Below are 21,477 nucleotides of genomic sequence, written 5' to 3'. Positions count from 1 at the left end.
AAGGGGCGGGTTTGACCGCCCCTTTTGATCGCAGGCTCAGGATGACGACACATAACGATTTGCACAGGTGATTCTGGATACAACGCACAATAAGCGACGATCTAACGTCAATCATCAGAATTCATCATCAACACGCTTTTGTCTGTCGCGATGTCGGCGCAGACCCGCTGAGATATCAACCCGGAAGGTAATCAGCACAGGCCGCTGTTGGCATGAGAACTTGTGGATTTAAGGAATCACACCATGGCTCCATATTGGTATATATCAGGGTTTTTGCTGCTGATTTCGCTGTTTGAAATCCTGGTGAAAAAAGACGAACGCACAAATTATATTCTGACCTGGCTGCTGTGCTTTGCGGCCATTATTCTGATCGTGTTTGGTGGTATTCGCGGGCTTGGCACCGGCATGGATGACTACCAGTACCGCAGTTTCTTCGAAGATTTTATCCGGCGCATCCAGATCAACGGCTTTTTCGAGACCGTTGCGTTTTTCCGCTACGAACCGCTGATTTTTGCGATGGCGTGGGTAACCAGCTTAGTTTCGCACAATGCCAGCGTGTTCCTGTTTGTCTTCTGCGCCATCGCGGTATCGATAAACGCTTATTTTTTCAAAAAGATGTCACCTTACCCGGTGCTGGCGCTGGCGCTGTATTCGGCGCACATCTTTATCAATAAAGACATTAACCAGATACGTTTTGGCTTAAGTTCCGCCCTGTTCCTTGGCGTACTGTGGACGATATACCTCAAGCGCTACTGGTGGGCCTTTGCCTTTTTTATTCTGTCATTTATGAGCCACAACACCGCCGTGATGGTGGTGACGCTGGTGCCATTCCTGTTTATTCGTGACTGGCGCTGGTGGCCGGTGATTATCATCGGTTTCAGCCTGCCGCTCTCGGTGGTGGGGGGATCAAGCTTTATTGCCCTGATTGCCGGTCATCTTGGATCTCTAGGGGAAAGGGCATCGGGTTATAACAATGATCCCTCCTATGCAATGGATGGCAGCATCCTGTCAGTGTCGAACCTGAAGAACATCATGCTGGTGTTTATCTTCTTCTATTTCATGCTGAGCAATGAGCTGAAACGCGAAAACTATGCGCAGTATCGCCTGAACTACCTGCTGATTTTAAGCTTTGCTATCGGCGGGGCGATCCGTATCTTCCTGTACAACTTCCCGTCAGGTTCGCGTCTTTCTAACTATCTGCAACAGGTTGAGCCCATCATCCTGACCTCACTGATCTATCAAGCCAGGCGAGTATGGAAGCCGGCGCTGTTTGGCATGCTGTTTTTCTTCCTGCTCTATTACCTCTACTACAACACCATTTCAACCAAGCAAGCGGTTGTTGGGTATGAAGTGGCCCAGGAGTTTTGGCTGATTCGGTAACGGACCCGGCGATCCGCGCCGCGTGAACGGCTTCACTCAGCGCGGCGGTCGCCTGAAATATCACAGGTTTTTCTTCGACGTTTGTCGATTGAATTGTTTATTTTTGAATACTTTTATGAGGTGCTGGCAATGAAGGACATTCGTTTCTCCATCGTAATTCCGGCTTATAACGCGTCAGAATCGATTGTCACGACGCTGGATTGCGTTAAAGCACAAACGTATCGTCATTTCGAGGTCATCATCGTGGATGACAAATCCGCGGATGCTGCCGCGCTGGCCGATGTGGTGCGCAGTGAGCGCTATCAGGATCTGGACATCAATCTGGTGTTATCTGAGGTGAAACTCAACGGTGCCGGGGCTCGTAATAAAGGCATCGAGCTGGCAACGGGTGACTACGTCAGTTTTCTGGATGCCGACGATGAGTGGCATGCGGACAAGCTGCAGCAGGTCAGCGAGAAAATTGCTGAGCTTGAGGCACAAGGCAAACAGAACACCATTATTTTCAGTCAGGTGAATATCTATCAGGACGGTGAGTTCCTGAAAGTCATGCCCATGCAGCCGCCCGCCGAAAATGAAACCGTGGCGGAATACCTGTTTGGCTGTTATGGCTTTATTCAAACCAGCACCATTGTGCTGAAGCGTGAAGATGCCGCTAAAATTCAGTTCGACGCGCGGTTTATACGCCACCAGGATTATGATTTCTGCATCCGTGCCGATCGCATGGGCTATCGGTTTGAAATGATCGCTTTCCCGCTGGCTAACTATCATCTGGTCACGAAGTTTGGATCTAAACACAAAGGTGAATCGGTCAAGTACTCCCTGTTTTGGCTGGAGACGATGAAACCGCACCTTACCGCACGTGATATTCACACCTACAAAGCGTTCAAGCTGCCCCTGCGCTACAAAATGGACGGCAACTCGCTGATGGCGAGCGTCAGTTTTGCACGCTACTTCTTGCTGACCAATAAAGACAACCGCACTTACTTCCTGAACCGCGTGAAAGACAAGTTAAAAGCGCGTTTAGGCGGCGAAAAGGCGCTCTCCTGATTCCATTTAATGTCGTGACGTTTTAACGCTGCCGGACAGGCTCCTGGTGGCTCCGTCTATTTTATTTATTCAGGTATGAAAATGAATAATCACTCTGGTACCGTTGGCATTGTTATGCCTATGTATAATGCTCGCCAGACGGTATTACGCGCCGTGCAGTCCGTTATCAATCAAACCTATCAGGACTGGCACCTGTATCTGATCAACGATAAATCCACCGATGATTCACTCGAGTGGGTGAGAGAACAGTGTCAGGACCCGCGTATTACCCTTCTCGATAACGCGGTCAACATGGGCGCCGCAGAAACCCGCAATGTCGGACTGCGTGCCGCTACAGAAGAGATCATCGCCTTTCTTGACAGCGATGACGAATGGCACAGCGATAAGCTGCGTCAGCAGATGCAGGCTATTGCCGATGGCGATAATCTGGTCATTACGGAATATCACTACAAAACGCGCAAAGCCGACCACGATATCCGCTACGCAAAGCCTTACCTGCAACAGGACAACTTCGTGAAAAAACAGTATCGGGTGTGCTTCTCATCCGTCTGTTTTCGCCGTCCGCCGGGTGGCATTTTGTTTGAACGTAAAGGCCATGAAGACTTCCTTTTCCTCTACGAACTGTTTAACCGTTATAAACAGGCCCGCATAATTCAGAGCATTCTGGTGAATTATTACGAACTGGGTGATTCCCTGTCGCGCAATAAAAATAAAGCCGCCAAATGGCACCTCGAACTATTAAGAATTATCTATAAAAACAATCCGTTAAAAATCTATTACTATTACGCCTGGTATATGGTGAATGGTGTGCTGTTTAGCCTGAAACACCGCTAAGCCGATCGGCAGGATTGTGTATAAATTTGAGGTGGATAACGTTTCATGAAAAAAATTGTCCTGGTGATCAAAGACGCTTACTCGTATGCGGGCACCGAAAATATCTGTAATTTTATGTCGGAATGTCTCGGCGATGAGCACGACGTCACCATCTACTCGCTAGAGGGGCACGGTGAACCCTTTTACCCTTTTGAGAAGGTCAGGCAGATCGTCAGCTTTGAAGGGGAAAGCAATCCCATCAAGCGTGCCGTTGCCCGTATCCAGCAGGAAGGCTTCGACACCGTATTTTTAATCAGCATGGGTCGCCTGAGCGTGATGTTTGCCTTCTGGAACCTGATGGCGCTGAAAAAGAAGCGTTTCAAAGCCTATGCCTGCGAGCACATCGCCATTAACTCCTTCAGTAAACCCATTAAATTCCTCAAGTTCCTGCTACTGCGCTACTACGATCGCGTCATCGTGCTGACGGATAAAGATCACCAGGTGTTTCAGCGCTGGCACATTCCCAGTCAGGCCATTCCTAACCCGGTAGTGTACAAATCCTGGCATCGCACCACGCGCCATCGTCAGGCGCTGGCCGTGGGCCGTCTGGACAATCAAAAGGGATTTGACCTGTTACTGGATATCTGGCGCGACTTTACGAGAGCCCATCCTGACTGGACGCTGGTCATTGCCGGCGACGGCGAATTACGTCAGCAGTTGCACGATCAGGCGGCGGTACTGGGCATCACTTCCAGCGTGAATTTTGTCGGTAAAGTCACCAATATCAATGATTACTATCGCGACAGTGATATGGCGCTGATGACCTCGCGCTACGAAGGTTTGCCGCTGGTGCTGCTGGAAGCAAAATCCTGGTCACTGCCGGTCGTCGCCTATGACTGTCCAACCGGCCCGCAGGAGATCATTAACCACGGTGAAGACGGTTTCCTGGTGCCAATGAACAAGAAAAGCGAATTCCTGGCGCGGATGGAACAGCTGGCCAGCGATGATGCGCTGTTCTACGCCATGAGCAAAAAAACCCAACAAACCGCGCTGAAATTTGACGGCAAGCAAATTAAACAAAGCTGGCTGGCACTGGTGTAACGGGCTGGAGAAGCTCACTTTTGATGTGCCTCATGGGACACCTTTTATGGCTGAGTTTATAGCCTTCATGACGACGGGATTTATTGCATGAAAAGAAGAGAAGTCTTGCAAACCGCAGCCTCCGCCCTTGTAGGAGCGCTCTCCGTGAGCACCTTTTCCAGTTACGCCGCTAAAAACAATGGCCTGGCGCTAAAGTCGGTTGATGCCACCGCGATTCCCAAAGGCGATGTACCCATTCTGACACCTGAAAACGTCTATGCGATGCCGCCGCAGTTTTGGCAAAACTTTCAGGGAAAACTGTGGATTGGTCAATCCGGCAGTGATGCCAGCAAACCGGGTAACCAGATACCGGTATTCCTGCGCGATGCAAAAGGTAATCTGGCACAAATCAGCCAGCCGATTACCCTGAACAAAGGCAATTTTGACCAGTTCGTTAAAGATAATGCGGCGCTGATAGCCAACCCCTCGCACTCGATGGCGCTGGAAGACAGCAACGGGCAGATGGTGTTTAACATTCCTGATGTCAGCCAGCCGGGCCAGGCGGCCTTCAGCCAGCGTCTGGCGCAGCCTGCGGGTTACCAGCTGATTGGCGAGATCCCCTCGGTAGACGATCTGCGCAAGACGCGACCGCTGTTTGAAGGGGCAAAAATCAAGCTGAAAAGCTGGCACGCCGGGCTTGAAGTGGGCGGCGGTGAGTTCGTCGGCAGCTTTCAGCCGGCGCAGGACGATCAGGGGGTGATTTTCAGCGGCGACGGATTTCACTGGCGTCGCGTGGTCGATGACTTCAACCGCCTGTCGCTGTTTGATTTTGGCGCTATCGCTGACGGCAAAACCGACAGTGCGCCCGCGATTAAAGCCATGTACCAGTGGTCGCAACAGAGCGATCAGCCCATCTGTGTGCAGTTCCCTGCCGGTACCTTCTTTGTGTCCGGCTGTGATTTCGGCGAAGAACAGCGCCGCTTCTTCCGTATCTCCGGGGCGATGGTTAACTTCGGCTATTTCCCGGCGACCACCATCGTTTCAGATGGTAAATCCCCGTTTGTGTTCGAAGTCAGCGCCCGCTGGGTGGAAATCTCTAACCTGATTTTCAATGGCAATACGGATTCCAGTCCCAATAAACAGGGCCTGTTCCGTAATACCTGTCCGGGCGGCCAGTTTTTCCGTGGCGCGTGCCTGCGCTTCAACCAGGTCGGCGGCACCGCGCTCAGCCTGCTGGATACACTGGACTGTAAGATTGACCAGTGGTACGCCTCGGCCTGTACCGGTGATGTGATCCAGGCGGGCTGGTCCGGTCAGAAGAAGGGCAACTGGGATCACAGCACGGCCATCGAGCTGTCTAACTTTAACGCTCAGCACTGTAAGGGCGGCAAAGTCCTCAATCTGCCGCGCTGCAGCCAGTCGCTGATTCATAACGGCTGGATAGAGCACTGCGACAATCCGGGTGATATCTCAAACGGTCAGTGGATTATTGACGCCCTCAGCCTTGAGGATTGTAAAAATCCGCTAATTGCCTGGCATTCCCGCCTGAATACACGTCAGACCAACCTGCAATCCGGTAGCTGGATTGATAATTCAGAGCAGGGCGACCGGTGGTTAAGCGCCTGGGAGATGGGATCAACCCGCGTTGAATCCTATGGCGTCGCCATTGATGGCAGCCTGAAATACAACTACCTCACCTCGCGCTGGTTGCTGGAAAACAACAGCAATCAGGCCGTGTGGTTCGAACTAGCTAATCTTTATTCCCCGACCGTCGGTGATTCGTGGGAAATCGAACTCTTTGGTCAGTCGCAGTTCAATAACGGCACGGATGGTGAACCGCTGATGAACCTGATCAGTGGCAAAAACACCGGCGGCCGGGCGGTGGTTCATATTCAGCGTAAGAAAGACCATGCCGAAGCCAGCTGGTCAGCGGAAGGCAGTAGCCCGGTGCTGGATGTGCGTTACGTCGCCAAAACCGATACCGACACCCAGGTTTTCGTCAAACTCGCCGGGTGGACGCCATCTGCCGCCGTGATGATCAAGAGCACAGCGAAAGATCGTTTTGTGACCGGCCGTTGTGCGCGGGTCGATGCCAAAATGGCGAAGGCCACGCCGGACAGCAGCAGTCATGCTGCCCCACAGCGTTTCAGCCTGCACAATGGCAAAGCGGGCGTGGGCGCGAATGAGCAGGGGGATTTATTGCTGGCCTCCCGCGCGTTGTCTGAGGACAAGGTGGATACCAGCAAACCTGAAGGATTCGTGTCTGTCGTTATTAACGGTAAGCAGGTCGCTTTACCGTATTTTGCTATCAAATCGTCATGAGAGAGGGCTGCCTGATGGCAGCCAACACCAACAGCATCTGGGACGTTGGTGAACTGAAATAACTTGCTGTTTTTAATCGTATTCATTTTGCCCGTTTCGGAACTGGGCGGTTGGTAGAATTAGAAAAAATTATTCGGAGTTTTTATGAAGATTTTATTGGTGGGTAACCATACCTGTGGGAATCGTGGGGATGGCGCGATTCTACGTGGACTGATTGATTCAATTCAGGCCGCGCGCAACGATGTAGATATTGATGTTATAAGCCGTTATCCAACCAGCTCCGGTTATCTGCTTCAGCAACATATTCAGCAGGATAAGCTCTTCCTGCACAATAACTCCTCGGGTAAAGGCCTGATTGGCTCCGTGAAACGCAAAGTCGCTAACCGACTGATGCCGAATATCATGATGGCGCACCTGGGCAAAGGCGGGCCGTATAAATCCTTTTCCGTTCCGCCGCACCTAAAAGCTTTTACGGAAAGTCTGGCGCAGTACGATGCGGTGATTCAGGTTGGCGGATCGTTTTTCGTCGATCTCTACGGTGTCACCCAGTTTGACCATGCGCTCTGCGCACTACTGGCGAAAAAACCGCTTTATCTCATCGGTCACTCAGTCGGCCCCTTCCAGAACGCCCGCACTAATCAACTGGCCAATTTTGTCTTTGACCGGGTTGATCAACTTATTTTGCGTGAGTCTGTCAGCCTGGCCCTGATGAAGCGCGACGGCGTGACCAGCTCGAAAGTGGTGCCCGGCGTGGATACCGCATTCCTGGTTCGCGCCCGCCACGTTGACAATCCCAGCCACAGCCTGCAGCACTGGCAAAGCGTCATCCGTACCCGTAAAACCATTGCGATTACGGTCCGCGAACTGGCCCCGTTTGATAAGCGTCTCGGCGTGACGCAGCAAGAGTATGAAGCCGCATTCGGTCGGGTGATCAATGCGATGATCGCCAGCGGTTACCAGGTCGTGGCGTTATCAACCTGCACGGGCATCGACAGCTATGCAAAAGATGACCGTATGGTGGCGCTGACTTTACGCGACCATGTCCAGCAGCCTGAGCATTATCACGTTGTCATGGATGAGTTTAACGACCTCGAGCTGGGAGTGCTCCTCAGCGAGTGTCATTTGACCATTGGAACCCGTCTGCACTCAGCCATCATCTCAATGAACTTTGGCACACCTGCGGTCGCTATCAACTATGAACACAAATCCATGGGCGTCATGAATCAGTTAGGTCTGCCGCAAATGGCGACCGATGTGCAGAGCCTGATGGACGGTTCGCTGATTGATAAGGTTCAGGCTATCCTGGCCGACTACGACACCATCAAGCAAAACGTCGACATCGCCGTGGCGCGCGAAAGGGAAGTCGGTAACAGAATCACGGAAGAGATTCTAAACGTAATAGGATAATGTGATGAAACTGACTTTTTTCACTATGCGTTTCCCGGTTGCCTCAGAAACCTTTGTTCTCAACCAGGTCACTCACTTTATTGATGCCGGTTACGACGTCGAGATTATCTCGGTGTTTCCGGGGGACTTAGTGAACCGGCACGGCGCGTTTGACGAATATGGCCTGGCGGCAAAAACGCATTATCTGCTGCCAGAAGAGAAAATTTCCCTGGCCGATAAGCTGGGTCAACGCCTGAAACTGGTTCTGCCGAAAATCACCAAAGTCTCGTTACTCCGTTCGCTGAACGTGCGCCGCTATGGCGCACAGTCCAGCAAACTGCTGCTGCCTGCGATTGTCGCCAACGCGCGCCAGACCTACGTCGCCGATGTCTTTCTGGTGCATTTCGGCTACGCCGGTGCGCTGGCAAACAAGCTGCGTGAACTGGGTATCCTGAAAGGTAAACAGGCAACGGTGTTTCACGGAGCGGATATCTCCCGTCGTCACATCCTGGACGAGCACAAGCAGGATTACCGCAATCTGTTCCAGCAGAGCGAACTGATGCTGCCTATCAGCCATCTGTGGCAAAACAAGCTGATTGCAATGGGTTGTCCGCCAGAGAAGATCCACGTTACCCGCATGGGCATTGAACCGGAAAAATTCAATTTCCAGCCACGTGATGCCTTTCACAAGCCGTTGCGCATTGTGTCCGTCGCTCGCCTGACCGAAAAGAAAGGGTTGGACGTGGCCGTTAAAGCCAGCGCCATTCTCAAACAGCGCGGCGGGCAGTTCCAGTACACCATCATCGGTAATGGCGACCAGGATCAGATGATGCGCGACTTCATCGCGCACGAAAAGATGGACGACTGCGTCACCATGCCGGGCTTTAAACCTCAGGAAGAGATCCGCAAGGCACTCAATGAAGCCGATATCTTTCTGTTGCCTTCGAAAACAGCTGCAGATGGCGATATGGAAGGGATTCCGGTTGCTCTGATGGAAGCGATGGCGGTGGGGCTGCCGGTGGTTTCCACCTTCCACAGCGGGATTCCAGAGTTAATCGAACATAACGTTTCGGGCTGGTTGGTGAAGGAAGATGATGCCGAAGCGCTGGCCGACACGCTGCTGAAGTTATCTCAAGGCGAAGTGGACGTTGCGCCGGTTGTCTCGGCCGCCAGACAAAAAGTTGAAACCGAGTTTAATCAGCACATCGCGTATCGCGAGCTGGCACAGATTCTGGAGCAAATGGTTTGAGTGGAATAAAGTCACAGGCGATGTGGTTGTTTGGCAGCACCTGTTTTTCAGCCGTATTACAGGTCGCCCAACTGAGTATTCTCGCCCGGAAACTCGAAACCCATGAACTGGGGCTGTTGGCGATCATCAACGCGATTCTGGCGGTAGCAGGCGTGCTGCAGGACATGGGCATGAGCAGTTATCTGGTCCATCGCCAGAACATTACCCGGCGCGAACAGAGCACCATCTACTGGGTGAACGTCTCGCTCAGCTTGTGTACCGGCCTTGTTATGCTGTTGATTGCCTGGCCTGTTTCCTGGTTCTATCATCTGCCGGAACTGGTGGGGCTGATTATGCTGACCAGCCTTAACTTTCTGGTACTGGGGCATCTTTCGCAATATCAGGCGCACTACATTAAAACCAAACGCATGGTGTCACTGGCGAAGATTGAAATGGGCACCAAGCTGTTTGCGTTTCTGTGCGTCGTGGCGATGCTGGAGTTTACCTCGCTGACGGTGGCTGCGGCGATCCTTGGCCTGTTCATCAACGCCTTCACCCGCATTCTGTGCATGATTGCGCTGGGTGAGAAGTCCTGGCGTCCTACATGGGAATTCGACAAGCAAACCTTCTTGAGTGCGATACGTTACGGCATCTATCAGCTGGGTTCACAGACCATTAATCAGCTCCGCACCCAGGCCGATGCGCTGGTGGTCGGTAAAGTGATGGGGGCCGAGATGCTCGGCATCTATTCACTGGCAAAAGAGCTGGTGCTGCAGCCGCTGAAGTTGGTGTCGCCGGTCATCAACCGCCTGGCACTGCCGCGTTTTGCCGAGAAGCAGCAGGACCCGGAGCAGTTAAAGAAGCTGTTCCTGAAAGGCACATTGATGATAATGCTCTTCAGCAGCGCCATGTACCTTGCTATCGGTATTCTGTCTCCGGTCATTGTACGCGTGCTCTATGGTGCATCTCATGAACAGGTTTATCACCTGATCCCGCTGATGCTGCTGTTTGGTATGTTGCGTCCAATGGGTGGACTGACCGGGGCGATTTCCCAGGCGAATGGCCGCACTAACGTGGAGTTCTACTGGAACATCGTTGCCAGCCTGGTGGTCATGGCCGTGCTTGCCACCACCTTCATCTGGCCAAACGTGCTCTATGTCGCGCTGACGTTGTCGATCTCACAGGTGCTGATTTCCGCCCTGGCGCATCCATTCTTCATCAAGCCGGTGATAGGTATCCGCTTTATCCCTTACGCCCGACAGTGGGTATCTGTGTCGGTACTGTTTGTGGGACTCATGCTGCTGGTTAATCACTTCGATCTTTTCGTGATGCCAGAATGGTTTGAACAGTGGCTGTAAGCCAATAACTACGGGCGACCTCAGGTCGCCCGTTTCTTTTTACGGCTGGTATTAAAAACACCTGAGTAAATTCTGATAACACGTCTCAGGCTCGCCTTAATTAATTGTGTTCACTCCGCATATTTCGGTGTTCAGGCATCGTAAAAAACCGAATTTGTAAGATTTCACAGCGAGTTAGTGTTGCCTTTTCAGATAAAGATTATACTTCCTTTTCCGGTCCATCCGGCATAATTGACGTATGTCTTCACTTCATTAGATGGAATAACTATGACCAAGCTTAAAGCAGTAATCCCGGTTGCGGGTCTCGGTATGCATATGCTTCCGGCGACTAAAGCCATTCCGAAAGAGATGCTGCCTGTAGTGGACAAGCCAATGATTCAATACATCATTGATGAGTGTGTTGCGGCAGGTATCAAAGAGATTGTGCTGGTCACCCATGCGTCAAAAAATGCGGTAGAAAATCACTTTGACACCACCTATGAGCTTGAAGCTCTGCTCGAAGCACGCGTTAAGCGCCAACTGCTGAGTGAAGTCCAGTCAATTTGCCCACCAGGCGTGACCATCATGAACGTGCGCCAGGCGCAGCCATTGGGCCTGGGCCATTCCGTCCTCTGCGCACGTCCTATGATTGGCGACAATCCTTTTGTTGTTGTCCTGCCGGATGTGCTGTTAGACGATTCCACCGCTGACCATTTACGCTATAATCTCGCGGCAATGGTTGCACGTTTTGAAGAGACAGGTAACAGCCAGGTCCTGGCAAAACACCTTACCGACTACGATCTGTCTGAGTATTCCGTTATCACTACGGAGCAGCCGCTGGAAAACCCAGGCGATGTTAGCACCATTACCAACTACGTTGAGAAACCAGAGCATCCGGATGAGTTAAACTCGGATCTGGCAGCGGTAGGCCGTTACGTGCTTTCTGCGGATATCTGGGCTGAACTGGAACGTACCGAACCGGGTGCATGGGGCCGTATTCAGCTGACGGATGCCATTGCCAGCCTGAGTAAGAAGAAAACGGTGGATGTGTCACTGATGACAGGACACAGTTTCGACTGCGGACGTAAAATGGGTTACATGCAGGCATTTGTTTCTTATGGTTTGCGTAGCAATGCGCAAGGTCGCGAGTTCCGCGAAGCCATCAAGAAAATTCTGGCGAAGTAATCACATATTATTCGCTGCGGCTGACGCGGCAGAAAGGGAGAAAAGATGGCTATTTTGGTAACGGGAGGAGCAGGTTATATCGGCTCCCACACAGTGCTGGCACTGCTTGAGCGCGGTGATGATGTGGTGGTACTGGATAATCTGTGCAACGCCTCGCGTGAGGCCATCAATCGGGTTGAAAAACTTGCCGGTAAGAAAGCCACCTTTATTGAAGGTGATGTTCTTGACCGCGCCTGCCTGCGTGACCTGTTCGCTTCAAACAGTATCTCTGCCGTGATTCACTTTGCCGCGTTAAAAGCGGTAGGGGAGTCAACGCGTATGCCGCTGGAATACTACGAAAACAACGTAGCCGGCACGGTAGTTCTGCTGGAAGAGATGCGCAATGCGGGCGTCTGGAACTTTATTTTCAGCTCTTCCGCCACCGTTTACGGTGCCAATGCGCCCGTGCCTTACGTGGAAACCACACCGATTGGTGGTACCACGAGTCCGTATGGTACCTCCAAACTGATGGTTGAATTTATCATTCGTGATTTCGCCAAAGCTGAACCTCATTTCAAAACCATTGCACTGCGCTACTTTAACCCGGTCGGCGCGCATGAGTCGGGTGAGATTGGCGAAGACCCAACGGGTATTCCTAATAACCTGCTGCCCTATATTGCCCAGGTCGCTATCGGTCGGCTGGACAAGTTAGGCGTTTTCGGCGGTGACTATGACACGCCAGACGGCACCTGTCTGCGTGACTATATTCACGTTGTTGACCTGGCGGAAGGCCACCTGAAAGCGCTGGACCATCTTGGCAAGATTGAGGGTTATAAAGCCTATAACCTCGGCGGTGGGAAAGGTTTCTCCGTGTTGGAAATGATCAAGGCGTTTGAGAAAGCCTCAGGCAAACCGATTCCGTTTGAAATCAAGCCGCGCCGTGATGGTGATTTGCCTGCGTTCTGGGCGGATGCCTCGCTGGCAAACCAGGAACTGGACTGGCGGGTTTCGCGTGGTATTGATGCGATGATGCGCGATACGTGGAACTGGCAGTCGAAGAATCCGGATGGGTTTCGCTAATCCCGTCACGTTGAGCGTATAAAAAACCCCCACGTTGTTTAATGACTAACATAGCATTAGAACAACGCGGGGGTTTTTTCTTTCAGGCAGTGAATTTTTTTAGATTAGCCAGCAAATGAAACCGCTTCATTAGAAAAAAGGCAGAATATCAAATTTTTGTTTTTTTAATGAATAAAATCAAGGGAATATGGCCGTTATACTTAACCTGCTGTGCGAATGGACGTAGAGCTTTGTAGATTAAATGAGCAAGTTTGTGATTTTGCAGTCGGGTTAATTACAAAATTGTCAAAAAGTGGCTTTTTAAATCTTGTTTCGAGACCCGTATAGTACGAGAATCGTAAGGTTTTTTATCGATTAGGCTGGGTTCTCAAAAATATTAGCCCGGCAATACAACGCCATTTTGTAATGCAGTCTATGCTTAACGATGGCTAAAACTACGTTCACGCAAGTGGTTGCGATAGCCAGGGGCGGTAGCGTGGTCAAAATATGACAACTCAGCAGTGGTGCATACATGCAAGAGATCGTTTGTGTTTTTCTAAGTGCATTTGCGTTGCTATTCATAGCGCGCAAAGTGGCTCGCAAAGTCGGGCTGGTTGATAAGCCCAACGACAGAAAACAGCATAAAGGACACATTCCACTGGTTGGTGGCGTTTCGGTCTACTTATCATTATGGATACTGTATATCATGCAGCCGGGTTGGTTACCTGACTTCACCATTTATATGTTCTGCGCTACTGTGCTTTTAGCCGTAGGCGTACTTGACGATCGTTTCGATCTGCCCGTAATGCCGCGCATAATGATTCAGGCACTCATGGCTTGCATCATGATGTGGAATGGATACTACCTCTACTCGCTAGGTAATGTTCTCTTTGGTTTTCAGTTAGTTTTAGGGATCTTTGGTTATGCTGTCACACTATTCGCTGTTATAGGTGCGATTAACGCGTTTAACATGGTTGACGGAATCGATGGGCTATTGGGTGCATTATCATGTGTGACCTTTGGCGCATTAGGCATTGTGTTTGAACTCGGTGGTAACAAGCATCTTGCGCTGTGGTGTACCTGCCTCATGGCCGCTTGTCTGCCTTACATATTGTTAAACCTCGGTATTCCATGGGGTAAAAAGTTTAAAGTCTTCATGGGCGATGCAGGAAGTACGCTAATCGGTTTCACAGTGATTTGGCTACTGATGTTGGCCACTCAGGGAACGGAGCCGGTGATGCGACCCGTTACCGCATTGTGGCTTATTGCCGTACCTCTAATGGACATGGTTCGGGTGATGACAGCACGCATTCGTCGTGGTTCAAGCCCATTTAAACCCGATCGTGAACATCTACATCATCTCCTTATGCGAGGTGGCTTAACCGGGCGTGGGACACTCGTTGTTATGGTTGCATGTGCGGCGGTGCTTGCAGCAACAGGCATTGGCTTTGATGCTTTTGGCCTCAGTGATTGTTGGCAACTGATCTTTTTCATTGGCATCTTTTTTACATTCAACGCCATCATTTATAAGTCAGCGCGTTTCCATAGGGTTAATCAAATTACTCTGACAAATCAGAATGATAACAATGTATTTGCAGATAAATATTGATGCGTGTTTTATAAATATTTCAAATGTAATAACGATTTTTTTTGTGGTTTGAAGTTTATCTTCATGTGAAAATTTAACGGCATTTTGAATTAGATGTTAGATGTTTAAAAATCTTTTCAGAATGTAGTACTAAAAATAATATTCTGGATAGCGAACGTGAAAATTTTAGTTACCGGTGGTGCGGGATTTATTGGGTCTGCTGTAGTTAGGCATATTATCAAAAATACTCAAGATACTGTGGTTAATGTTGATAAACTGACGTATGCAGGCAATCTTGAATCTCTAAAAGAAATCGATGGCCATCAACGCTATGCTTTTGAAAAAGCGGATATATGCAATGCAAGTGAGATGGCGAGTATTCTTCAGCGTCACCAACCTGATGCCATCATGCATCTGGCAGCTGAAAGTCACGTAGACCGTTCAATTACAGGTCCTGCGGCGTTCATTGAAACGAATATCGTAGGGACATACACGTTACTTGAGGCAACCAGACAATACTGGCTTCAACTTGATAGTGTTAAAAAAGAAAAATTTAGATTTCATCATATCTCAACGGATGAGGTTTATGGTGATTTGCCACATCCTGACGAGGTTGAGGTTGGGTCTGAATTGCCACTTTTCACTGAAGATACTGCCTATGCGCCGAGCAGTCCCTATTCTGCGTCAAAAGCATCGAGTGATCATCTGGTCAGAGCCTGGTCACGTACGTATGGGCTACCGGTAATCATAACGAATTGTTCGAATAACTATGGCCCATATCATTTTCCAGAAAAACTCATCCCGTTAGTCATTCTCAATGCGGTTGATGGTAAGCCGTTGCCGGTTTATGGCAAAGGCGATCAAATCCGCGATTGGTTATATGTAGAAGATCATGCCAGAGCACTTGTCGTCGTGGTTAAAATGGGCAAAGCGGGTGAGACATATAACATTGGTGGTCACAACGAGAAGAAAAATCTCGATGTAGTGCATACTATTTGCGATTTACTGGATGAAATCTGTCCTAAAGATGTTTCTTATCGTGAACAAATTACTTATGTAAAAGATCGCCCAGGCCACGATCGCCGCTATGCGATTGATTCAAGCAAAATAGCGCGTGAATTGGGGTGGAAGCCATTAGAGACATTTGAGAGCGGGATTCGTAAAACAGTAAAATGGTATTTAGCTAATACACAGTGGGTAAGCAATATTAAAAGTGGTGCTTACAAAAGCTGGATTGAAGAGAATTACGGAGATCGTCAGTAATGGATATCCTGTTGTTAGGGAAATCGGGGCAGGTAGGTTGGGAACTTCAGCGTGCTCTGGCTCCTTTGGGAAATGTAATTGCGCTGGACAGACACTCCAAAGAATATTGTGGCGATTTAAGTAAGCCCGAAGAATTAATAAAAACAATTCGCCATATCAAACCTGGTATCATCGTCAATGCCGCAGCTTACACAGCAGTAGATAAAGCTGAGTCTGAACCTGAACAAGCTTATTTGATTAATGCTCACTGCGTTGAAATGATTGCAAAAGAAGCTCAGAAAATTAATGCCTGGGTTGTCCATTATTCTACTGATTATGTATTTTCAGGAACAGGCGACAGCGCATGGTCTGAATCCGATGTTACCAGCCCAATAAATACTTACGGTGCAAGTAAACTTGCGGGTGAGCATGCCTTAAGTACCTATTCAACTAACTATCTGATTTTTCGAACCAGTTGGGTCTATGCAGCAAAAGGAAACAACTTTGCAAAAACTATGCTGAAGTTGGCCATGCAAAGAAACGAACTTTCTGTAATAGACGATCAGTTTGGTGCACCTACTGGGTCGGAACTGCTGGCTGATTGTACTGCTCATGCTCTTAGAATGGCATTGAGTCAGCCTGACGTCGCAGGCATCTATCATCTGACTGCAAGTGGTACGACGTCCTGGTATGAATATGCATCATTGATATTTAATGAGGCACGAAAAACAGGTGTTGTGCTGTCTCTGGAAAAACTCAATGCTGTAGCAACCAGCGCTTATCCCACTCCAGCTCGACGACCTAATAATTCCCGGTTAAACAATACCCGTTTCCAGGAGGTGTTTGGGTTAAGGTTACCTGAATGGCAGTTAGGTGTTAAGCGTATGCTAAGTGAAGTTTTTGCAGCAATTCCGTAACAATAATCAATTGATTGCCTGATTTCAGGCTGATTGTGCTTAAAGAGATAAATGAATGGCAAAGCGTAAAGGAATTATTCTTGCAGGTGGATCTGGAACACGCCTCTATCCCGTTACAATGGCCGTCAGTAAACAATTACTGCCTATATACGATAAACCCATGATCTATTATCCGCTATCAACATTAATGCTTGCGGGTATTCGTGACATCTTAATTATCAGTACTCCCCAAGATACTCCACGTTTCGAGCAACTTTTAGGTGACGGAAGTCAATGGGGACTGAATCTTGAATACAAGGTTCAACAAAGCCCAGATGGCCTGGCTCAGGCTTTTATTATTGGTGAAGAATTTATAGGCAATGATAACTGTGCATTAGTTTTAGGCGACAATATTTTTTACGGTCATGACTTGCCAAAATTAATGGAAACGGCAATAGAAAAAGAAAGCGGAGCGACTGTATTTGCTTATCACGTCAACGATCCTGAGCGTTACGGCGTTGCTGAATTTGATAAAGACGGGAAAGCCATTAGCCTTGAAGAGAAACCAGTTAACCCAAAAAGCAATTACGCTGTAACAGGTCTCTATTTTTATGACAATCGTGTAGTGGATATGGCAAAAAAACTCAAACCATCATCTCGCGGTGAGTTAGAAATTACGGATATTAATCGTCTTTATCTCAAGCAAGGTGATTTATCTGTAGCAATGATGGGGAGAGGCTTTGCCTGGCTTGATACGGGAACACATCAGAGTTTGATTGAAGCGAGTAATTTTATACAGACAATTGAAGAACGTCAGGGATTAAAAATTTCATGCCCTGAGGAAATTGCATACAGGAAAGGTTTCATTGATCGCGAGCAGGTTGCAAAACTTGCAAAACCACTTGAAAAAAATCAATACGGCCAATATCTGATGAGAATGATAAAACAGTAATAATTGATTGTTTAGCTAGTATTATCATCTTAAATAAAAATCAGCCTTTAAGAAATTTATCATACAGATTGAAAATATGAATATCCTAAAAACAGATATTAATGATGTAATGATTATTGAACCAAAAGTATTTGGTGATGATCGCGGGTTTTTCTTTGAAAGCTTTAATAAAAAAGTTTTTGAGGAGGCAGTCGGCTACGAAGTAAACTTCGTTCAAGATAATCATTCTAAATCAAAGAAGAATGTTTTACGCGGGCTTCATTTCCAGAAATCACCCATGTCACAGGGTAAGTTAGTTCGCTGTGTTAAGGGTGAAGTTTATGATGTTGCAGTAGATATCAGACCGGACTCAGTTTCTTTTGGTAAGTGGATAGGTGTTTATCTCTCAGCTGAAAATAAAAAACAGTTATGGATTCCAGAGGGTTTTGCCCATGGATTTTATACGTTAACTGAAGAGGTGGAATTTGTTTATAAAGCAACAGACTATTATTCTCCAGAAAATGAAAGATGCATAAAATGGGATGATAAAGATTTGAATATTACCTGGCCTCTTATGGGTAATGTCATGCCTGAGTTATCAGTAAAAGATGAGAAAGGAAGTTCTTTTAAATCAAATTTTACTAATTTCATATCTGTATAACACAATGAGTTTAATAAAAAACAGCATATTTAATCTGTCAGGGTTCATAATACCGACTATTGTAGCTATTCCGAGTTTGGGTATTTTAGCACGTACGCTTGGAACTGAGCTTTTTGGAATTTTTACGTTAGCATTTGCTGTAGTAGGCTATGCAAGCATATTTGATGCAGGGCTAACACGTGCGGTTATAAGAGAAATATCTTTATACAGACATGATGACGATGAGCAAGTTAAAATAATATCAACAGCATCAGTTTCTGTTTTGGCATTAGGATGTATAGCGGGAGTAATACTTTACTTTATCACTTCTTATGTCCCGGGTTTTTTGAATGTGTCAACAGTCAATGTGAGTGACGTTCAATCATCATTTAAAGTGCTGGCGCTAACGATACCCGTTTTTTTATTGAATCAAATATGGTTAGCTTATCTGGAAGGGCACGAAAGGTTCGCTGTAATTAATATACAGCGCGCACTAAGTAGTTCCTCCATAGCAGCAATACCTGCGATTTTAGTGTTGCTGCATAATAGTCTTTATTATGCAATTTTAGGGTTACTGGTAGGTCGGGTTATTTCGCTGATAATGAGTTTCTACTTTAGCCGTGAAATTATTCTCAGAGACTTTAAATTAAGTAAAGAAACTTATCTTCGGCTATTGAAGTTCGGTGGATGGATTACAATAAGCAATGTTATATCACCTGTGATGGTCTATTTTGACCGGTTTGTGATATCGCATCTGCTCGGCGCAAACAAAATAGCATATTATACAGCGCCTTCAGAAGCCATCTCTCGTCTCTTAAATATTCCTACAGCACTTTCCAGAGCGCTTTTTCCTAAACTAAGTGCGGGCAACGTTGACAGAAAAAAACTTGAAAAATTGAGTTATTTATTAATGGCAGCATGTTGTTTGCCCATCCTTATCATCGGCATTCCATTTGCCGAAAAGATACTGGTTGCCTGGATGGGAAATGATTATGTCGGAGAACCTGCAAAAATATTAAAGATCCTTTTAATTGGTTTTTTATTTAATGCGATGGCACAAATTCCATTTTCGAAAATACAAGCTATTGGCAAGGCACACATTACAGCAAGTCTTCATATGTTAGAGTTAGTACCTTATTTGCTAATGCTTTATTATTTAACTGTTAATTATGCATTGACAGGGACTGCAATAGCATGGAGCGTGAGGGTGATAGTAGATTTTTTCGCTTTATTTTATCTTTCAAGGAAATTAGATGCAGAACGTTGACATAGCAATGGCAACCTATAACGGTGAAAGGTTTATAGCTGAGCAACTATTGTCTATACAAAGACAAACCTATCCTTACTGGACCTTGTATATCAGTGACGATGCATCTACCGATAACACGATTAAAATTATAAAAGATTTTGCATCTACTGATTCTAGAATAAAATTAATTAATACAGAAAGACAAGGCGGTGTAGTCAACAATTTCAACAAAGCTTTACTGGCTACCGATGCAGAGTATGTGTTGCTTTCAGATCAGGATGACTATTGGCCTGAGCAGCGGATCAATAATTTATTAGCAGCAATGATGGAAAAGCCTCAGGATAATGTCGCAATGGTGTTTAGCGATCTTACTTTGGTGGATGAGAATTTAAATATTGTATCTGAAAGTTTTTATAAATCGAGATCTATAAATCCTACAGAAAATATTAACTGTAATACGCTGATTTGGAAATGCAGTGTGTACGGTTGTTCCGTAATAGTTAATAGAAAACTGCTTAAAAAATGCTTGCCTATGCCCGAAGGAATTACAATGCATGATAACTGGCTGGCGCTTAACGCTGCGACAGAGAGTGGACTATATTTCTACAATCATCAGACTATTTTATACCGTCAACATAGCAATAACGTTGTAGGTGGGGCAGGTAAAACATTATGGGCAAAGATAACTACGCTTCCTCTAACAATTAAGAAAGTAATAAATTACAGAAAAAAAATAACGCGCCTCATCTCAGCAGCGAAAAAAATTGAAGGAAATGAATCTCTTCATTCTGTTTGTACTTCGTGGTTATCTGACGTTTTTTTTGCTTTTAAATATATTATGCCCGCAATTTTATTTGAGAACAGGAAAGGATTTGCCTTGACTATGTTCTTAGCTTTTGTGGTAAGCAGATGATTTATTTTATATATTTTTCTATAACTCTTCTCATATCCTTATTGAGACACAGGAAAAGTGAAAGAGTTACGTGCCTAATCATCACTTTATTGGTTTTTTGCTTTTCTTATCCAGCGGGAAATGACTGGATAGGTTATTTTCAAAATTATGATTGTTTGCAAAACAATCATTGTGACAACAACGCTCCGCAATTCGAACCTGGGTTCAATCTTATAGTCTATGTATTCGGAAGCTTAGGGTTTCTAGGCTATAATATAGTAATTGCCATATTTAATATCTATTGCCTTGATAAGTTTTCAAAACAATTCGAAAATAAAGCATTTATATATTTTTCAATGCTTAGTTTTATGTATTGGATGCTTTACCTCGAAGCAGTAAGACAATCGATAGCAATTTCATTATTATTATTAGCAATACCTTTCCTTTTCAGAAGGAAAATAATAGTTTATGTACTATTGATTTTGTTAGCCAGTACCGTACACACAACAGCTATTGTATGTTTGCTTTTTATTTTCCCAATAATTTCGCCAAGACTTTCAAGATTAAGTTCTTTATCGACACTGCTATTTTCATTAGCATTTCTATTTATTCCTTTTATTATTTTAAATGTCGTTTTTTCACTGTTACAACCAGGTTCACTTGTGTATGAAAAATTAAATTTTTATCTCACCTCTGAAGCTTATCGCCCTCAACTTTCAGCTGGTGTGGGTACGGTATTTGATTTCATACTAATAGTACTACTCTTTTTATGCTATAAGCAGATTAAACGCAAAGATGAATGGCTTACTAATCAGCGCCTGAATTTAGTTTTACCAGGTATTATACTTTATATAAGTTTTGCAATAATTATTGGAAAAATGATGCCTGTTATGACAAGAATAGGATGGTATGGGCTGCCATTTGTCATAATAATGCTTAATACGAAAATTTCAGATTCCATTTATTTCGATAAAATTAAAAGCACAGCGTCTTTTCCTGTTACCAAATTAATGATTTATCTTTTTCTAATCGCGCAAGCTGCGCGACCCATGCTTTATGAGCATTCACGATATGGAATAATGAATCAGGAAACTATCTTCCAGGCAGCTAACTACCTTAATGATGAAGGGCTTTATATTAAAGCGCAAAAAAAATGCGCAGTTTTACATGAGATGGGGCTTGAATTCCTGTGTTCAATATAATGGTTAACATGTGGAATAACT

General features: G+C 46.6%; 18 protein-coding genes. All 18 read left to right on the top strand.

Features of this window, described 5'->3' with window-relative positions:
- Window positions 1-243 precede the first annotated feature (243 nt).
- The 18 genes from FBY13_RS10900 to FBY13_RS10815 all read left to right on the top strand — a co-directional run bounded on the left by FBY13_RS10900 (window position 244) and on the right by FBY13_RS10815 (window position 21,456).
- Window positions 244-1,380 carry an EpsG family protein gene (locus tag FBY13_RS10900; RefSeq protein WP_063880172.1) on the top strand — a complete coding sequence of 379 codons (1,137 nt, stop codon included), beginning with the start codon at window positions 244-246 and terminating at the stop codon, window positions 1,378-1,380.
- A 129-nt stretch (window positions 1,381-1,509) separates the two neighbouring features.
- Complete coding sequence (locus FBY13_RS10895) at window positions 1,510-2,427, top strand: glycosyltransferase family 2 protein (RefSeq protein WP_145394138.1); 918 nt, start codon at window positions 1,510-1,512, stop codon at window positions 2,425-2,427.
- Between the two features lie 81 nt (window positions 2,428-2,508).
- On the top strand, window positions 2,509-3,261 hold the full coding sequence (locus FBY13_RS10890) for a glycosyltransferase family 2 protein (RefSeq protein ID WP_063880171.1): 753 nt from the start codon (window positions 2,509-2,511) through the stop codon (window positions 3,259-3,261).
- 45 nt (window positions 3,262-3,306) lie between these two features.
- The gene (locus tag FBY13_RS10885; RefSeq protein WP_145394137.1) at window positions 3,307-4,341 is read left to right on the top strand and encodes a glycosyltransferase; all 1,035 of its coding nucleotides are present in this window, start codon (window positions 3,307-3,309) and stop codon (window positions 4,339-4,341) included.
- An 87-nt stretch (window positions 4,342-4,428) separates the two neighbouring features.
- Entirely contained in the window at window positions 4,429-6,642 is a 2,214-nt protein-coding gene (locus FBY13_RS10880) for a phage tailspike protein (protein ID WP_145394136.1), read from the top strand.
- A 144-nt stretch (window positions 6,643-6,786) separates the two neighbouring features.
- Window positions 6,787-8,049 carry a colanic acid biosynthesis pyruvyl transferase WcaK gene (gene wcaK / locus FBY13_RS10875; protein WP_145394135.1) on the top strand — a complete coding sequence of 421 codons (1,263 nt, stop codon included), beginning with the start codon at window positions 6,787-6,789 and terminating at the stop codon, window positions 8,047-8,049.
- A gap of 4 nt (window positions 8,050-8,053) precedes the next feature.
- Window positions 8,054-9,277: a glycosyltransferase gene (locus tag FBY13_RS10870; RefSeq protein WP_145394134.1), complete on the top strand. Its 1,224-nt coding sequence runs from the start codon at window positions 8,054-8,056 to the stop codon at window positions 9,275-9,277.
- The gene (locus FBY13_RS10865) at window positions 9,274-10,614 is read left to right on the top strand and encodes a lipopolysaccharide biosynthesis protein (RefSeq protein ID WP_063880166.1); all 1,341 of its coding nucleotides are present in this window, start codon (window positions 9,274-9,276) and stop codon (window positions 10,612-10,614) included. Before FBY13_RS10870 ends, FBY13_RS10865 begins: the two co-directional genes overlap by 4 nt.
- 267 nt (window positions 10,615-10,881) lie before the next feature.
- Window positions 10,882-11,778 carry a UTP--glucose-1-phosphate uridylyltransferase GalF gene (gene galF / locus FBY13_RS10860; RefSeq protein WP_063880165.1) on the top strand — a complete coding sequence of 299 codons (897 nt, stop codon included), beginning with the start codon at window positions 10,882-10,884 and terminating at the stop codon, window positions 11,776-11,778.
- Window positions 11,779-11,823: 45 nt separating this feature from the next.
- Entirely contained in the window at window positions 11,824-12,837 is a 1,014-nt protein-coding gene (gene galE / locus FBY13_RS10855; protein WP_063880164.1) for a UDP-glucose 4-epimerase GalE, read from the top strand.
- A gap of 511 nt (window positions 12,838-13,348) precedes the next feature.
- The gene (gene wecA, locus FBY13_RS10850) at window positions 13,349-14,425 is read left to right on the top strand and encodes a UDP-N-acetylglucosamine--undecaprenyl-phosphate N-acetylglucosaminephosphotransferase (protein WP_096010810.1); all 1,077 of its coding nucleotides are present in this window, start codon (window positions 13,349-13,351) and stop codon (window positions 14,423-14,425) included.
- A gap of 156 nt (window positions 14,426-14,581) precedes the next feature.
- Window positions 14,582-15,667, top strand: a complete 1,086-nt coding sequence (gene rfbB, locus FBY13_RS10845) for a dTDP-glucose 4,6-dehydratase (protein ID WP_145394133.1) — start codon at window positions 14,582-14,584, stop codon at window positions 15,665-15,667.
- Window positions 15,667-16,563: a dTDP-4-dehydrorhamnose reductase gene (gene rfbD / locus FBY13_RS10840; protein ID WP_145394132.1), complete on the top strand. Its 897-nt coding sequence runs from the start codon at window positions 15,667-15,669 to the stop codon at window positions 16,561-16,563. The genes rfbB and rfbD overlap by 1 nt, the downstream gene beginning before the upstream one ends.
- A 55-nt stretch (window positions 16,564-16,618) precedes the next feature.
- Window positions 16,619-17,494: a glucose-1-phosphate thymidylyltransferase RfbA gene (gene rfbA / locus FBY13_RS10835; protein ID WP_096010807.1), complete on the top strand. Its 876-nt coding sequence runs from the start codon at window positions 16,619-16,621 to the stop codon at window positions 17,492-17,494.
- A 76-nt stretch (window positions 17,495-17,570) separates the two neighbouring features.
- Window positions 17,571-18,134: a dTDP-4-dehydrorhamnose 3,5-epimerase gene (rfbC, locus tag FBY13_RS10830; RefSeq protein WP_145394131.1), complete on the top strand. Its 564-nt coding sequence runs from the start codon at window positions 17,571-17,573 to the stop codon at window positions 18,132-18,134.
- A gap of 4 nt (window positions 18,135-18,138) precedes the next feature.
- Window positions 18,139-19,380 carry a flippase gene (locus FBY13_RS10825; protein ID WP_145394130.1) on the top strand — a complete coding sequence of 414 codons (1,242 nt, stop codon included), beginning with the start codon at window positions 18,139-18,141 and terminating at the stop codon, window positions 19,378-19,380.
- Window positions 19,367-20,275: a glycosyltransferase family 2 protein gene (locus FBY13_RS10820; protein WP_145394129.1), complete on the top strand. Its 909-nt coding sequence runs from the start codon at window positions 19,367-19,369 to the stop codon at window positions 20,273-20,275. The genes FBY13_RS10825 and FBY13_RS10820 overlap by 14 nt, the downstream gene beginning before the upstream one ends.
- Window positions 20,272-21,456, top strand: a complete 1,185-nt coding sequence (locus FBY13_RS10815) for an EpsG family protein (protein ID WP_145394128.1) — start codon at window positions 20,272-20,274, stop codon at window positions 21,454-21,456. Before FBY13_RS10820 ends, FBY13_RS10815 begins: the two co-directional genes overlap by 4 nt.
- Window positions 21,457-21,477: the final 21 nt, after the last annotated feature.

It is taken from the genome of Pantoea sp. SJZ147 (assembly GCF_007828605.1).
In the GTDB taxonomy this organism is placed as follows: Bacteria; Pseudomonadota; Gammaproteobacteria; order Enterobacterales; family Enterobacteriaceae; genus Pantoea; species Pantoea allii.
The sequence above is the reverse complement of the archived record's forward strand: the minus strand, read 5'-3'. Positions and strand labels throughout refer to the sequence as shown.